This window comes from Urinicoccus timonensis (assembly GCF_900232945.1).
GTDB lineage: Bacteria > Bacillota > Clostridia > Tissierellales > Peptoniphilaceae > Urinicoccus > Urinicoccus timonensis.
Genome location: NZ_OCTU01000001.1, coordinates 558,638 through 574,630, shown reverse-complemented (window position 1 = coordinate 574,630; position 15,993 = coordinate 558,638). Strand labels below are relative to the sequence as shown.

General features: G+C 46.1%; 15 protein-coding genes. 13 read left to right on the top strand and 2 right to left on the bottom strand.

Going from position 1 to position 15,993, the window contains the following annotated elements; genetic code table 11:
* The first annotated feature begins 20 nt into the window (after nucleotides 1-20).
* The 3 genes from CS898_RS02715 to CS898_RS02705 are packed head-to-tail and all read left to right on the top strand — an operon-like array spanning nucleotide 21 to nucleotide 4,147.
* Complete coding sequence (locus tag CS898_RS02715; protein WP_099208032.1) at nucleotides 21-2,192, top strand: nitrogenase component 1; 2,172 nt, start codon at nucleotides 21-23, stop codon at nucleotides 2,190-2,192.
* The gene (locus CS898_RS02710; protein WP_159459107.1) at nucleotides 2,161-3,435 is read left to right on the top strand and encodes a nitrogenase component 1; all 1,275 of its coding nucleotides are present in this window, start codon (nucleotides 2,161-2,163) and stop codon (nucleotides 3,433-3,435) included. Before CS898_RS02715 ends, CS898_RS02710 begins: the two co-directional genes overlap by 32 nt.
* Entirely contained in the window at nucleotides 3,425-4,147 is a 723-nt protein-coding gene (locus CS898_RS02705) for an ECF transporter S component (RefSeq protein WP_099208031.1), read from the top strand. Before CS898_RS02710 ends, CS898_RS02705 begins: the two co-directional genes overlap by 11 nt.
* A gap of 101 nt (nucleotides 4,148-4,248) precedes the next feature.
* Here CS898_RS02705 and CS898_RS02700 read toward each other — a convergent pair whose 3' ends face one another.
* Together CS898_RS02700 and CS898_RS09990 are read right to left on the bottom strand one after the other, a co-directional pair.
* Nucleotides 4,249-5,178 carry an IS3 family transposase gene (locus CS898_RS02700; RefSeq protein ID WP_234976017.1) on the bottom strand — a complete coding sequence of 310 codons (930 nt, stop codon included), beginning with the start codon at nucleotides 5,176-5,178 and terminating at the stop codon, nucleotides 4,249-4,251.
* A complete protein-coding gene (locus CS898_RS09990; RefSeq protein ID WP_234976009.1) occupies nucleotides 5,091-5,594 on the bottom strand; it encodes a helix-turn-helix domain-containing protein in 504 nt (167 codons plus the stop codon). Before CS898_RS09990 ends, CS898_RS02700 begins: the two co-directional genes overlap by 88 nt.
* Before the next feature lie 351 nt (nucleotides 5,595-5,945).
* Here CS898_RS09990 and murA point away from each other — a divergent pair, with 351 nt between their 5' ends.
* The 10 genes from murA (at nucleotide 5,946) to CS898_RS02650 (ending at nucleotide 15,977) form a co-directional block, all read left to right on the top strand.
* Complete coding sequence (gene murA, locus CS898_RS02695) at nucleotides 5,946-7,208, top strand: UDP-N-acetylglucosamine 1-carboxyvinyltransferase (RefSeq protein ID WP_009430394.1); 1,263 nt, start codon at nucleotides 5,946-5,948, stop codon at nucleotides 7,206-7,208.
* A 200-nt stretch (nucleotides 7,209-7,408) separates the two neighbouring features.
* Nucleotides 7,409-7,609, top strand: a complete 201-nt coding sequence (locus tag CS898_RS02690) for a hypothetical protein (RefSeq protein ID WP_099208030.1) — start codon at nucleotides 7,409-7,411, stop codon at nucleotides 7,607-7,609.
* Nucleotides 7,610-7,766: 157 nt separating this feature from the next.
* On the top strand, nucleotides 7,767-8,489 hold the full coding sequence (locus CS898_RS02685; RefSeq protein ID WP_099208029.1) for a DUF6612 family protein: 723 nt from the start codon (nucleotides 7,767-7,769) through the stop codon (nucleotides 8,487-8,489).
* A gap of 358 nt (nucleotides 8,490-8,847) precedes the next feature.
* The gene (locus tag CS898_RS02680; RefSeq protein WP_099208028.1) at nucleotides 8,848-9,501 is read left to right on the top strand and encodes a gamma-glutamyl-gamma-aminobutyrate hydrolase family protein; all 654 of its coding nucleotides are present in this window, start codon (nucleotides 8,848-8,850) and stop codon (nucleotides 9,499-9,501) included.
* A 92-nt stretch (nucleotides 9,502-9,593) separates the two neighbouring features.
* On the top strand, nucleotides 9,594-10,823 hold the full coding sequence (locus CS898_RS02675) for a M20 metallopeptidase family protein (protein ID WP_099208027.1): 1,230 nt from the start codon (nucleotides 9,594-9,596) through the stop codon (nucleotides 10,821-10,823).
* Complete coding sequence (locus CS898_RS02670) at nucleotides 10,810-12,354, top strand: ABC transporter substrate-binding protein (protein ID WP_009431507.1); 1,545 nt, start codon at nucleotides 10,810-10,812, stop codon at nucleotides 12,352-12,354. Before CS898_RS02675 ends, CS898_RS02670 begins: the two co-directional genes overlap by 14 nt.
* A gap of 77 nt (nucleotides 12,355-12,431) precedes the next feature.
* A complete protein-coding gene (locus tag CS898_RS02665) occupies nucleotides 12,432-13,361 on the top strand; it encodes an ABC transporter permease (protein ID WP_009430175.1) in 930 nt (309 codons plus the stop codon).
* 6 nt (nucleotides 13,362-13,367) lie between these two features.
* A complete protein-coding gene (locus CS898_RS02660; RefSeq protein WP_099208026.1) occupies nucleotides 13,368-14,213 on the top strand; it encodes an ABC transporter permease in 846 nt (281 codons plus the stop codon).
* A complete protein-coding gene (locus CS898_RS02655) occupies nucleotides 14,213-15,151 on the top strand; it encodes an ABC transporter ATP-binding protein (RefSeq protein ID WP_234976008.1) in 939 nt (312 codons plus the stop codon). Before CS898_RS02660 ends, CS898_RS02655 begins: the two co-directional genes overlap by 1 nt.
* Nucleotides 15,144-15,977, top strand: a complete 834-nt coding sequence (locus CS898_RS02650) for an ATP-binding cassette domain-containing protein (protein ID WP_099208025.1) — start codon at nucleotides 15,144-15,146, stop codon at nucleotides 15,975-15,977. Before CS898_RS02655 ends, CS898_RS02650 begins: the two co-directional genes overlap by 8 nt.
* The last annotated feature ends 16 nt before the right edge of the window (nucleotides 15,978-15,993 follow it).

Below are 15,993 nucleotides of genomic sequence, written 5' to 3'. Positions count from 1 at the left end.
TAAGAAAGGAAGGGTTTAAAATGGAAATTGCAATTTATGGAAAGGGTGGAATAGGCAAGTCGACAGTATCTGCAAATATTTCAGCCTCCCTGGCTAAAAGGGGGAAGAGGGTCTTGCAGCTTGGTTGTGACCCCAAGCATGATTCCACCCGGCTCTTACTCCATGGTCGCGATTGCAAGACTGTTTTAGACTATATGCGGGAGGTGGGGCCCCTGGACTACCAACTGGCTGATGTGGTCCACCAAGGGATTTATTCCATTGACTGTGTAGAGGCTGGGGGACCGGAACCTGGTGTGGGCTGTGCCGGCCGGGGGATTTTATCTACCTTTGAGCTCTTAGAAAATTTGGGCCTGGACAGGAAGGACTATGACTTTGTCCTCTATGATGTTTTAGGTGATGTGGTTTGTGGGGGCTTTGCCGTTCCCCTAAGGGACCAGTATGCAGAAAAAGTCTATATTGTCACTTCCGGGGAATTTATGTCGGTTTATGCGGCCAACAATATTTTACGGGGTCTGGCAAATTATAGTCAAAAGGGTCCCCGGGCTGGGGGCTTGATTTTCAATGAAAGGGGCTTTGAGGGAGAACTCCAAAGGGTGGAAAGATTTGCCCAAGCAGTGGGTCTACCCATCCTGGGAGAAATTCCAAGAGATCTGATTTTTGCCGCCTGTGAACGCCATGGCCAATGTGTGGTAGAGGGGGCTGAAGATTCTCCCGTGGCTTTGGAAATGGACCGGATTGCTGGTAAGATTTGGGACCAAAGTCGCTTATATCCGGCCAAGCCCCTGGGGGACCATGAATTGGAAGAGGTGGTTTTGGGCCACAAAATCCGCAAGGAAGTCCCCGAAGAAGCGGGAGGGCCCAAGGAGAAAAACCCCAGCCAGGGTCGGGGGACCTATTCCAAGGCCCTGGTCAAGCAAGAACCCCTTCACGGTTGCGCCTATAACGGGGCCATGAATATTGCCGTCCAAGTAAAGGACGCCATTATCATCAGCCATGGGCCCAGGTCTTGTGCCAACCTGTCCTACCAGGCCATTTCTTCCCTGGGTCGGAGGTCTCTTTTTGAAAAGAAAAAGATCCTTCCTGTCCAGGTCCATCCCAAAATCCTATCCTCGGAATTGGGGGAAGACGCCATGGTTTTTGGTGGCATCCAGGACTTGAGAAGGGTCCTCCAAGAAGCCCTGGAGAAAAAACCGGCCCTGGTGGTCTTGGTTACCACCTGTCCTTCGGGAATTATTGGAGATGATGTAGATGGGGTAAGGGACCTGGCAGGACCTGAAACGCCTATCTTGGCCTTAAAAACCGATGGAAATTTATCCGGGGACTATATGCAGGGGATGATTTTGGCCTACCAGGAAATTGCAAAATTTTTGGTGGACCCCCAGGAAAAACCCGACCCCTACCTGGTAAACCTCTATGGGGAAAAACCCATTGCCAATGCCACCAGTGGGAATTTTAAAATTCTGGAGGACTGGTTGGGGGCCTTTGGGGCCAAGGTCCACTGCCGTTACTTAAATGAGACTTCTACAGACTCTGTCCGGACCCTCCTAAGGGCGGGTCTCCACCTGCCGGCCTACCATGATTATATGAATACCATCCTGGAAGATTTTTTCAAAAAGACCTATGACCTGAACTTCTTTCCCCATGCCCTGCCCATTGGCTATGAAGAATCCATGGACTTTATCAAGGCCCTGGGCCGCTTTTACGGCAAGGAAGAAGTTTCAAAAAAAATCATGGCCCGGGAAAGGGAAAACTACCAAAGGCAGATGGACAAGTACCGGCCCTACCTCCAAGGGAAGAAACTCATGGTGGTGGCCTACAACAACAAGCTGACTTGGATTTTAAAAACAGCCCTGGACCTGGGCATGGACATTGTCAAGGTGGGGATGATTAACTTTTCCCAAGACGTCTACCCGGAAAACCCCTTTAAGGACAAGATCTTGGATTGGGAAGTGGACTATACGGCGGAAAAAAGACGGCAGGATGTGAGCCGGCTTAAGCCTGACCTGGTTTTGGCCAACTACAACGGCCCCAACATGGACGATGCCCCCTACCATGATACCATTCAACTGACCCCAGAAGGGGGCTTCCAATCGGGAATTGCCTTGGCCAAGAGGTGGGTGACGATTTTCCAACAAAATGTACAAGAAGGGTGGAGGAAGGATGAAAAATACTTTAGAAAATATCAAGGCTGACAGTTTTTCCGGCTTGATCTTTGGCCTGGAAAGCCTCCGGGGAGGGATGACCCTCCTAAACGGCCCTACCGGTTGTAAGTTTTATCATTCGGCTGTGGTGGATGGGGCCCTCTTAAGGTCCGTTTCTTTTGACCCCCAATCCTATCCCCAGGAATTTTACTTTGGTCAAAGCCGGGTTCCCTGTACCTACTTAGATGCCAAGGACTATGTCTATGGCGTGGAAAAAAAGCTCCAAGATCTTTTGGAAGACATTCGAGACCGGAAGCCTGATTTTTTGGCCGTGGTGAATTCTCCGGGAGCAGCCCTTATTGGAGATGACCTGGAAAAAATCGCCAGCCGGGTTCCAGGCCTACCCTTGACGGTTTTTATTCCCACCCCTCTGTATTCTCAAGCCTTTGGAAAGGGTTTGAGTCAGGGCCTGGTGGCCCTCTTGGAAAAACTCCAACCGGCCCAGTTACCTGTGGAAAAAAACCGGGTCAACCTCCTGGGCTTTTCCCTCCTCCAAAACCATGTTATGGGAAATATTGCCTGTCTGAAAGACCTCTTGTCCAAGGCTGGTTTGGAAGTAGGGACCTACTTTTTTGACCAGGGACTGGACCAAATCAAGGATCTGAGAAGGGCCAAGCTCAACCTTGTCCTGAGTCCAGAAGACGGTCTGGACCTGGCAAAATATTTAAAGGAAAAATACGCCATGCCCTATTGGATTCCCCCCAAGGGCCAGCCTGTGGGTTTTGATGCAACGGAAGCTTTTTTCAAGGACCTGGCCCGGATCCTTCCCATGGATTTGGATCCAGTTATGGAAGAAATCCAAAGAGCCCGGGGCCGAGCCTACATCTTTTTGGCTCGCTATTCGTCCCTTTTGGGATTACCCAAGGGGGCTGGTTACTCTCTAAGTGGACCAGCGTCCCTCCTCTTGCCCTTCCAGGATTTTTTGAAAAACTATCTGGGTATGGTGCCGGGGCAAATTACCTGTAGCCAGGGGTCCTACCCGGCCTTTGAAAAAATCTTAATGGAAGAAAAATTGGCCTCCTTGGACCGGGTCCAAATGGTCTTTGGGGATGGCAATGACCTGGCCCAGGCCATGGCCCAAGACAAAAGAGTCCGGGGCCTGGAAATTCAAGGTCCCACCATGGGCTACTTGGATGTCTTGGAAAAAACCCTCTATGGTCCCCAAGGAGCCCTCTATATTTTAGAAAAAGTCCTCAATGGTTTAAAAATGGGAGATGAAGGCTATGGAGACTAGGGAAAAAAATCGTCTGGTAAGTCTTTTGTCTGGCCTGGTTATCTTTATTGGTATTCCCGGCCTCTTGATTTTTGGCATGACGGTTTTAAATGATCGAAAATACCTCTTTATCAGCCTATGTATCTTGCTCCTAACCAGCCTGCCCCTGCTTTTTCTCTTTGAACGCCGGGGGGTTAAAACCAGAGAGTTGATTTTAATTGCCGGTCTTTCAGCCATAGGAGTGGCCGGCAGGATGGCCTTTTTTTGGATTCCCCATGTAAAACCTGTGGCGGCCGTAACCATTGTTTCAGCTATTGCCCTGGGGCCTCAAGCAGGCTTTGTTGTAGGGGCCATGATTATGTTTGTGTCAAACTTTTCTTTTGGCCAGGGCCCCATGAGCCCTTGGCAGATGTTTTGCTTTGGCATTATTGGCTTTGTCGCCGGAAGCCTGTTTGACAAATTCAAGCTTCCCAAAAACAAGTGGACCATGGGAAGTTACGGATTTTTATCGATTTTTCTCTTTTTTGGGTCCATTATGAACCCCATTTCCGTCATTAGCTTTTATGAAGAAATCAATAAGGACATGATTGTCTTATCCTATCTTCGAGGACTCCCCATTGATTTGATCCATGCAACAGGGACCTTTGCCTTTTTATTTTTCTTTGGGGAAAGTTTTTTGGAAAAAATTCAAAGAATCCAGGTGAAGTATGGCCTCTTAGATGATCGGAGCTAGGCCTATAGAAAAACCCCCTCCAACTAGAGTGACCCCATAAAGTTGGACCTAATCGAGTAAGCATTTCGCTTACTCGATTTTGTTTTTACATAACATTCATTCTATGCGGATTGCATGCGTTCACGGTATTGCTTTGGACTTAGACCTCCTAACTTTTCTTTGATTCGATCTTCGTTGTAGTAACGGATATATTGCTCAATTGCCTGCACCAGTTCTTCACGACTACGGTAATTGTGGCCATAGTAGATTTCTCTTTTCAATAGGCTAAAGAAGTTTTCCATAGGTGCATTGTCATAGCAGTTGCCTTTTCTTGACATACTTTGGAAAATATGATGTTTTTCTAACATGGCTTGGTATGCGGTCATTTGATAACCCCAACCACGATCGGAGTGAAAGGTCCGTCGATAAGGACAGGCCTTTGTTCGCTCAATGGCTACTTCTAAACCTTGCAGCATGGTGACTCCATTGGGCTGATCGGATAGGACGTAACTGATGATTTCCAGGTTGTACATGTCCATGTAGGGGTCGAGATAGAGTTTCTTTGTTTGAAGTTTCCCGGTCTTATCTTCTTCATAGTATTTAAATTCTGTGGTGTCTGTGGTAATTTTTTGCAAGGGGATGCTGGTATTGAACCGGCGGTTGATTCGGTTTTTCTTGATTTTCCCCACGACGCCTTTGTAGGAATTGTACTTCTTGTATTTCTTACCATAGGAGTGGACTTGAAGACCCATGTCTTGGACCAATCGTTGCACTTTCTTTTTGTTCACCACCTGGCCCCGGTTCTTTAATTCCAGATGAATGCGGCGATAACCATAGTCTTTGTGTTGGCTCCGAATGACAAGGATTTCGTCTTTTAAGGATTGATCCTTGTCTTCTTCGGACCATTTTTTCTGCCAATACATAAAGGTGGACTTTGGGAAATGGATGGCGGCAAGAATCTCTATTAGTTGGAATTGTTCTCGGAGTTTGGAGACAATCTTCGCCTTTTGTTCATTGCTTCTTCTTTCTCCAAACTCCTGAGCTGTTCCCAGAACATCTTTTGAATGGTAAGTTTCCGATTTTCTGCCTCTAATTCTTTGATACGATTTTCCAATGCTTCGCGTGTGGAGGCGTCGATGGATTCGCTTTTCTTTACAGTTTTTGGTGGTTGGTTGTGGTCATTTTTCTTTGTCACAGGTCTCCCTCGCTTATGCGGGAGCAGCCCCTCGATGCCCTTCTCTCGGTACTGTCTTCGCCAATTGACAATCATGGACGGATTCGTCAAACCGAGTTCGAGGGCAAGTTGTCGGTAGCTGCATTCGCTCGTTTCATAGCGTGTAATAGCTTCTAACTTAAACTCTACACTATACGCACGATTATTTCTAGAGCGCATTAAGCCTTCATCGCCATAATTTTTGTAATTGCTAATCCATAGCCTGAGAACGGACTTCTCGATTTGGTATTTCATTACTAAGGCTTGATAACTTGTTTTACCACACAAGTACTCCTCGACGATTTTCTTCTTCANAAGCAAGAAATAAAGTGCTTTAGCACTAGCTGTGAAAATTGGTGCACGAGTAAGAAAATTCAAAGCATGGAATGCTGCCGGTAACAGCCCCTTATAGGGGCAGAACAAACCACCGGCTAAGCCGGTGGTTATGATTAAAGTATAGCTTAAAGAGAAGATTGGTCTGAAAGAGGAGGATTGACCTCAAAAGGCAGGTTAAGAATGGAAGGTGTAGTTTATTTACAGGCCCTCCTATGATATAATAATAAAATAAAATTAAAAATAAAGAGATTAAAATAAAGGAGAGGTAGAGTGGAAAGAATTCAAGTCACTTCCAGCGGACCCCTAAGAGGCAAGGTCCGGGTTAGTGGAGCAAAAAATGCGGCTCTTCCCATTATTGCAGCATCCCTATTAGGGACAGAGGATATTTACCTAGAAGAAGTCCCAGACTTAAAAGATGTAAAAATTATGTGCCAGGTTTTGGAAAGCCTGGGAGCTGATGTCCAACGTTTAGGACCGGGAGAATTGAAGATCAACGCCAGCAAAATTGACAACTATAAGACCAAGTATGAACTCATGAGTAAGATGAGGGCATCTTTTTTAGTCATGGGTCCCCTTTTGGGCCGCCTGGGCCGGACGGAAAACTCCCTTCCCGGAGGTTGTAACATCGGGTCTAGACCCATTGACCTTCACTTAAAGGGCTTTCGGGCCCTGGGGGTTGAGGTCGAAGAGGATATTGGGAATATTTTAGCCTATACAGACCACTTAAAGGGGGGCAGGATTTACCTGGACTTCCCATCTGTAGGAGCCACAGAAAATATTATGATGGCTGCTGTTTTAGCCGATGGAGAAACTATTATTGACAATGCTGCCATGGAACCGGAAATTGTGGACCTAGCCAGCTTCTTAGGCAAGTTGGGAGCCCGGGTTACAGGAGCCGGGACTTCTACCATCCGGATTCGAGGAGTCAAAGAACTGGGAGGAACCAAGCATAGCATCATTCCAGACCGGATTGAAGCTGGAACCCTTATGGTGGCCGGAGCTATTACCGGTGGGGATGTCTTGGTTGAAAACGTCATTCCTTCCCATCTAAAGCCGGTTATGGCCAAGCTTCAAGAAGCTGGTTGCCTGGTGGAAGAATTTGACGATGCAGTCCGGATTAAGGGAAGTGACGACCTCAAGGCCATTAGCATCAAGACCCTGCCCTATCCAGGATTTCCTACAGACATGCAGGCTCAATTTATCGCCCTTATGACCCAGTGTAAGGGAACCAGTACGGCCATTGAAACCGTCTTTGAAAATCGCTTTATGCACGTAGATGAACTGAAAAAAATGAAGGCAGACATCAGTGTAGATGAACGAGTAGCCATGATTAGCGGGGGAAAAAAACTCAAAGGGGCCAAGGTTAATGCCACAGACTTAAGAGCTGGAGCCGCTTTAATCCTAGCTGGCCTAGTAGCTGATGGAGTCACAGAGGTAGGAGAAATCTACCATATTGACCGGGGCTATGAAAATATCGAAGAGAAGTTTAAAAGCTTGGGGGCCAATATTCAAAGGGTCCAAGTAGACCAATAAGTTTTAAAATAGAGGTGGTGGACACCTCTATTTTTTATAGAATCAGAGTTTCTTTTTGCTCCTATTTTCTAGAGACCTGCTTTTTCAAGAGGAAAAAGGGGTATAGTATAAAAATACAAGGAAAGTCTTTACAGCAATAAGTTAACTTTTACTAGGCTATAAGATTTTCATATCAACGGCTAAAGAAAAGAGGAAGTTTTATGAAAAACAAGTGGAGAAATCTTTTTATCGCAGTGCTTATATGTGTTGTAGTTGGGGTAGCCTTAAGCTATTTGAATGGTGAAGGGGCCCGGATAGTTGGCAATGAAAAAATTGCTGTAGCCATTGCCCTTATAGGAGGTGCGATTCCCTTTTACAATTTATTTATAGGGCCAAAAAATAGGGGAGGAAAAAAGAAATAAGATAAGAAGAGGATAAAACAAACTTGTTTAATATAGAAAAAGCTTAGGAAGAAGCGAGCATGAGATACTTAAATCCACAAAGGCATAAAAACGGAGATTTGATGAGGGATTAATACAAGTTGAAAGAAATCGTTCATATAGATTAAAGGAAAATCCAATGAAGAGAAAAATCTTACTAGGGCTAGGTCTTCTTGTCTGTTTAATGGCCTGTGGTCAAGTAGAGAATAGTCCTTTTAGTAAAGACCATGAAAGCCAAAATCAGGAGAAGATTTTTAGCCGAATCAAAGAAGAGAGGGACCTAAGATCCTACTGCTTAGAAACAAAGACGCAAGGGGACTCTTATGAAATGATCTCTCAAATTGAAGCTATGAAGGAGCCGAATATTTCCCACATTCAATGGGAAAGTCAAGAGGGGGATAAGATAAAAAAAGGAGAAGAATTTCGCCTCGATGATTCCATCTTTCATAAAAAAACAGATGGGTCCTGGGAAAAACGTCCTCCAATGAAAGGGAGTCAATTTAAGGCTAAAACAGAGCTTAATACCAAAACTCTTTTAAGACCCTTAGAAAGATTTTACCAGGTCAAAGAAGAGGGAGATGCCTATATTTTGACTTTGGCATCAGGGGATGAAAATATCCAGGAAATCAAAACTATCCTCCAAGGAAAAGAAAGTTTTGATGAATTAATGTCTTTAAAGGTGACCTTTAGCTTTGATAAAAAGACGGGGTTTCCCTTGTCTTATGACTGGGAAGCTCAGGTTCACAATAAGGAATCTAAGGAAGAAAGGACCATCCAGCAAAAGGGGCAGTATAGTAGAGTGAATGAATTGGAAGGCCTTGAACTTCCTGATGAGATTAAGGAAGAAATCATAAAGGAATGATTGGAAAGAGTGAAAAGTCTTCTTGGGCTAGGGAGGCTTTTCATTTTTTGTTGACAGGAGTTAGAGAAGCTGCTATTATGGTAAAAACTAAGCAGGAAAGATTTACCTTGCGTGGAAGGAGGCGGTAAGCCATGGAACAAGAAGTCTGTAGGTCTCAAAAATCACCAGCTTCTAGGACATGTCCTATGACTGGGCTAGAGTCTTGGGCTCCTTTTGCCATGACTTGTCAGCCGTATCCTGTTGAATGAAAATCTAAAACAGGGCTTATGTCATTTGTCTGGGAGCTATTTGTATAGCTTCCCTTTTTTTTATAGGGAAATAGACAGGAAGAAGTAAAAGACTAGGAAAAGGAGGACCTATGAAGGAAAAAGATCGACCGGTTATTGGCATTGTAGCCACCAGGTGTCGCCAAGACGACCCACCCTTTGGGGAGAAGTGGATAACCTATATAAATTCGTGTTATGTAGAGTCTGTGTCCAACAATGGGGGAGCCCCCCTGATGATTCCCTTTTCAAAACGATCTACAGACGGAATGCGGATGTTGGAATTTTGTGATGGGGTCATCTTCCCTGGAGGGACGGACCTAAATCCCATGCTTTACAATGAAGAACCCACCAGGCAATTGGGGCCCATTGATCCCGAAACGGATGAATACTTGGCAGAGCTTATGACCGAGGCCCTTGTCTTGAAAAAGCCCATCTTGGCCATTTGCAAGGGGATGCAGCTGATGAATGTTTTGATGGGGGGCAGTCTCTACCAGGACCTGGGTAAGAGGAAGAAAAAGACCCTGAGCCACCACCAATTAATTGACCGGTCCTATCCCCACCACCGGGTGGACTTTCTAGAGAATTCCATTATGCGGGAAATTTTCCGCCAAAAGAGCATCTACACCAATAGTATCCACCACCAAAGCCTACGTTTTGTTCCTAAGGCCTTGAGGATAACTGGCCGGACCCAGGATGGGGTGGTGGAAGCCGTTGAAGGAGTGGACCAGCCCCTCCTAGGTGTGTAATGGCACCCAGAAGATATGGCAGCAGACCAAGGGTCCAGTTACATGAATGAACTTTTTCGCTATTTTATAGAAGTCATGGTAGGAGGTAAGGAATGGATTTTGAAAAACTCATACCAATAATTGACCAGACCCGAGAAGAGGTCATTGGCTACCGCCGGCAGATTCATGAAAATCCTGAACTTTCCTTTGAAGAAGTAGAAACTTCGGCTCTGGTTAAAGAAAGGCTAGAGGCCTGGGGAATTCCCTGGAAGAGCTTGGCCAAAACAGGCCTGGTGGGGGAAATCCAAGGAGGCCTTCCTGGACCAACCCTGGCCCTAAGAGCAGATATGGACGCCCTCCCAATCCAGGAGGAAACAGACTTGCCCTTTGCCTCCAAAAATCCTGGAGTCATGCATGCCTGTGGCCATGATGCTCATACAGCCAATCTTTTAGGCGTGGCCAAGGTTTTAAATCAAATAAAAGACCAACTTCCCGGCCGGGTCAAATTGATCTTCCAACCGGCTGAAGAAGCTGGAGGAGGAGGTCGAGACGTTGTTAAAAGTGGGGTTTTAGATGATGTTGACTTGGCCCTGGCCTTCCATGTTTGGGTGGCTCCAGAGGGACAAATCCGTATCCAGGAAGGCAATATCACGGCCTATTCTGATGCCATTAGCCTGGATATCTATGGCAAGGCCTCCCACAGTTCCCGACCCAAGGAGGGGGTGGATGCTCTCTTTATCAGCTCCAAGGTTCTGGACAACCTCTACAGCCTAAAAGACCGGCTATTTAACCCCCAAGACCAGTACACCCTGAGTCTGGGAAAAATCCATGGAGGACAAGCCATCAACATCCTGCCTGACCACATCCACATTGATGGCATGATTCGGTCAATGGATCCTAAAGTCCGCCAGGACCTAAAAGAGATGATGGAAAAAATAGTCCAAGAAATTCCCCGGCTTTATGGAGGACGGGGAGATTTTGTCTTTAAGGAGGGTTACCCCAGCGTCTATAATGATCCGAGTTTGCAAAAAATTGCCTTGGATTATTTAAAAAACAATTATAAAAGTATTGTAAAAGACTTGAATTTGGGTATAAATCCTATGTATACACAAGACTATTTAATCGATAACCATCGGGTGGAACTTGGGTCGGAAGATTTTGGCTTTTATAGCCAAAAAGTCCCCAGTCTTTTCCTGTGGATTGGAACGGGCCTTGGGCCCCAAGCCCACAACAATCAATTTATGATTAACGAAGATTGTCTGGCCTATATGACCCGGCTTATGGTGAGTTTATCGATAGAGCTATTGAAAACACATAAGGAGGAGAGAGATGAAGAAAAATAAATTAGGCCTCTTGGCCCTGGCCTTGGTCCTAGTTCTTACAGCTTGTGGAGGATCAGGAGGATCTAAAGAAGCCCCGGCTGGAGGAAGTCAAGATCCAGATACCTTAAAGGTAGCTGTGGCCTCGGATGCCATTACCCTGGACCCTGAAAAATACAACGACGTCTATTCAGAAAATGTCATGAAGCAAATTTACAACAAGCTCATGGACGTAGACAAGGATGGAAATCTTGTAGAAAGCTTGGCAGAATCTATAGACCAACCTGACAGTAAGACCTTTATCGTCCACTTGAAACCTGGAGTTAAATTCCACAATGGAGATACTCTTAAGGCCAGTGATGTGGTCTTTAGTTTGAAGCGCCTAATTGATAGCGATGGCTATAGCTATATTTTTGGTAAGATTATTCCTGAAAGCCTTAAGGCTACAGATGACCTGACCCTTGAATTTAAGTTAAACCAAGCAGATGGGTCCTTCCTAGCTGCTCTGGCCCATCCCTCTGCAGCTATTTTAAGTGAAAAAGCTGTAACAGAAGCTGGAGATGGTTACGACAAGGCTCCGGTTGGAACTGGTCCCTATAAGTTGGATTCCTGGACCAAGCTTCAAGAAATCAAACTTAGCCGCTTTGACGACTACTTTGGCGACAAGGCCAAGACAAAAAATCTTGTCCTGAGGATTATCCCTGAAGCCAACAACCGGGTTATTGAATTGGAAAGTGGTGGAGTTGACCTGGCCTACGAAGTTGCCCCCAACGACATTCAAAAGATTGAGGATAATGAAAACCTACAAATCTTCCGTCGTCTGGACCGGTCCATCCACTTCTTGGGTCTTAGATCTGATCAAGATGGAGCCTTTGCCAATCCCAAGGCTAGAGAAGCCATGTCCCATGCCATTAACATGGAAGAAATTGTAAAGACCGTCTTCCAAGGAGTGGGCAAGGTGGCAACAGGACCTGTCAATCCAGAATTCCCCTACAGTATTTCAGACAAGTTGGAAGCTAGAAAATATGACCCTGAACTAGCCAAGAAATTATTTGCAGAGGCAGGCATTGAACCAGGCCACACCTTTAAGCTCTATGTCAATGATAACCAACAAAGACAAGATATGGCTCAAATCATCCAAGCCCAACTGCAAGACCTAGGCTACAATGTAGAAATTACGACCCTGGAATGGGGCGTTTATATGAATGCTGTTAAAAACAAGGAACACGACATGTTTATCATGAGCTGGAACCCATCCATCCAAGATATTCACTATGCTATGTTCTCACCCTTCCACTCCCAAAACTTAGGAGAAGGACCAAACTTCATGTTCTATCAAAATCCTGAAGTAGATAAATTATTGTCCGATGCCATTCAGTTGGATAACGGTCCAGAAAGGGAACAACTCTACCAACAAGCCCAAGAGCTTGTGGACAAGGACCACCCATGGATCTATATCGCCAATGGGGAACAAGTCCTGGGTGCCAGCAAGGCCATCAAAAACTTTGATATCCTAGCCGGAACCTCCCAAGCCCTATGGACCATTGAAAAATAAGATCAGATGAAATGAAAAGTTGACGAGTTCCCACAACTTGTGGGAACTTGTCTTTTAATAAAGGACAAGGATAGCCTATGTTGAAGTATATTTTCAAAAGAATACTCTCCCTGATACCCACCCTGATTGGTGTGAGTTTCATTGTATTTACCCTCCTGTATTTTACCCCTGGAGATGCTGTTACAGCCACCATGGGAGCGACAGCACCCAAGGAGGCCATGGAGGCCGCCAGGGAGTCTTTAGGCCTAAATGACCCCTTCTTTATCCAATATGGTCGTTTTTTGAAAAATGCCCTCTTGCATTTTGACCTGGGTAAATCCTATATTACGGGGAATTCTGTCACGGAAACCCTGGCCCAAGTTTTTCCAAATACCTTGAAACTGGCCTTCTTTTCCCTGTCTATTGCCCTCTTTTTTGGCATTGGCCTAGGAATTTTTAGTGCAGTGAAAAAATATTCGGTCTGGGACCAAATTTCCATGATTTTTGGCCTGATTGGCTTGGCCATGCCCATCTTTTGGTCGGGACTTCTTTTAATTCTCCTCTTTTCTGTCCGTTGGGGCCTTTTGCCTTCTTCGGGTTTTGCAAGTTTTAAGTACATGATTTTGCCGGGGATGGCCCTGGGGCTCCAGTCTACAGCCGTTATCCTAAGGCAAACCCGGTCCTCCATGTTAGATGTTTTGGACCAGGACTATATTCGGACAGCCCGGGCCAAGGGGGTCAAGGAAAATAAGGTCATCATTGTCCATGCCCTGAGAAATGCCCTAATTCCAGTTATAACCAGTATAGGCCTCCAAATGGGTAGCCTACTGGGAGGGTCCGTTTTGACAGAGACAATTTTCTCCATTCCCGGTATTGGCCGGATTATGGTGGAATCCATAAAGACCAGGGACTACCCCCTGATCCTAGGCGGAGTCCTCTTTATTGCCCTGGCCTATTGTTTGATTTCCCTTTTGGTTGATATTCTCTATTCAGTTGTTGACCCCAAGATAAGAAGTAAGAGTAGGTGATGGACCATGCATTCAAGATCACAAGATTTTTGGCGACAATTCAAAAAAAATAAACTGGCGGTTTTTGGCCTGGTTCTTTTGGGAGTCATGATCCTACTTTGTATCCTGGCCCCGGTCCTAACGCCTTATGGTTATGCAGACCAGGCTCTGGTAGACCGCTTTCAACTGCCTTCTAGCAACCACCTTTTGGGAACCGATGAATTTGGTCGAGACATCCTGAGTCGGATTCTCTATGGGGGCCGACTATCCTTCCTTATTGGCCTGGGGTCCATGGCAGTTTCCCTATTACTTGGAACCTTTTTGGGAGCCCTAGCAGGCTTTTTTGAAGGGCCCCTAGATGCATTTATCATGCGGATTATGGACATGCTTTTAGCCATCCCTCAACTGGTTTTGGCTATAGCCATTGCAGCAGCCCTGGGTGGGGGGATTGGCAATGTAATTTTGGCCGTATCCATATCCAGTCTTCCTGGTTATGCCCGGATTATGCGGGCCAGTGTCCTGTCGGTGAAGAAACAAGAATACATTGAAGCAGCCCAAACGACAGGGGCCAACCTGGGACGACTTTTGTTGGTCCACATACTACCCAACTGCCTGGGACCCTTAATTGTCCAAGCAACTCTAGGAGTAGGGGTGTCCATTTTATCGGCAGCTTCTTTAAGCTTTATTGGGGTGGGAATTACCCCTCCTACTCCAGAATGGGGAGCCATGCTGTCTACAGGTCGGGCCTATATTCGAGACTATCCCCACCTAACCCTTTTTCCAGGTCTAGCAATTGCCTTGAGCATCTTCGCCTTAAATGTCCTGGGAGATGGGATTCGGGATGCCTTTGATCCCAAGCAAAGGAGGGCCTAATGTTTATTGAAATAAAAAATTTACACACCTATTTTCATACAGACCAGGGCCTGGTTAAGAGCATCCAAGGAGTGAACTTCTCCATACCAGCCCACTCCACCACCTGTCTTGTTGGGGAGTCTGGGTCTGGAAAGAGTGTCACAGCCCTGTCTATGATGGGACTTCTCCCCAAGGGGCAAGGGGAAGTGGCCCAAGGGGAAATCCTCTTTGATGGCCAGGACCTCTTAAAGATGTCTCCTAGTCAATTAAGGCAAATGAGGGGGAGAGAAATGGCCATGATCTTCCAAGAACCCATGACCTCCCTAAACCCTGGTCTCACCATTGGCTATCAAATCCAAGAGGCCTTGAAAATTGGCCAGGACTTGGGGAAAAAAGAAAGCAGGCAAAGGGCCCTAGACCTAGTAAAGATGGTGGACCTGCCGCGACCTGAAAAGATTTTAAAGTCCTATCCCCACCAACTTTCCGGAGGCCAAAGGCAAAGGGTTATGATTGCCATGGGCCTGGCCAATAAGCCCAAACTCTTAATTGCCGATGAGCCCACAACGGCCTTGGACGTAACCATTCAAGCCCAGGTCCTCTGCCTTTTGGACCAGCTCAAGGAAAAAATCGGCACTGCCATCCTCTTAATTACCCATGACTTGGGAGTTGTAGCGGAAATGGCAGACTATGTTGTGGTCATGTTCCATGGTCGAGTCGTGGAAAGGGGGACGGTTTTTGAGATTTTTGACCAGCCTGCCCATCCCTATACTCGGGCCCTTTTGGCGGCAAGACCCAGTATAAATATCCAAGCAGACAGCATTGAAAGCCATGTAGAGAGCATCCGGGTCCAAGCCTCCCAAGAGGAAATTGACCAGGAAGAGCCCTTTGAGGAAATTTGGCTATCAGAAAGCCATATGGTTTCCAGCTTTGCCAACCACCAGGAGGTGGACCATGACTAAAAGCCTATTAGAAGTGGAAAATTTAACAAAAAAATTTACCCTGTCCAAGAAACTTTTCGGTCAGAAGGAAGAACTCTTGGCTGTAGACCATGTGTCCTTTAGCCTAGACCAGGGCAAAACCCTGGGGATTGTAGGAGAGTCGGGCTCAGGCAAGTCCACCCTGGCCCGGTGCATCATTGGCCTCTACCAGGAAGTCCAGGGGAAAATCCTCTTTGATGGTCAGGACCTGGTAACCATGTCTAAAAAAGATTTTCGCAGGGTTAGGCCCAGGATTCAAATGGTCTTTCAAGACCCCTATTCATCCTTAAATCCCCGCTTTTCAGCAGGTAATATGATCCTAGAAAGTCTAAGAAATATGCCAGGAAAAATCCAGGGAGACCCCCGAGAACGGGTCAAGGAAACCATGGAACTTTGTGGCCTATCTTCTAGTTACTACAACCGCTATCCCCATGAATTCTCAGGAGGTCAAAGGCAGAGAATCAGCATTGCCCGGGCCCTGGTGACCCAACCGGACCTGGTAATTTTAGATGAGCCTACCTCGGCCTTGGATGTCAGTATCCAGGCCCAAATCATTGACCTCTTAAAGGACCTCCAAAAAGAATTTTCCCTAACCTACCTCTTTATTTCCCATGACCTGGCTGTTGTTGCCAACCTCTGCCACGATGTGGCTGTGATGGAAAAGGGAAAAATTGTAGAAAGGGGAAGTCGAGATGAGATCTTCATTCGTCCACAAGAAGACTATACAAAAAAACTCCTAAGGGCTATTCCCATAGACCATCCCTCCAAGAGGAAGTCCAGCTCTATTTGCTCCAGGGGAAAAGTTTAAAAGAGACCAAGCAGAG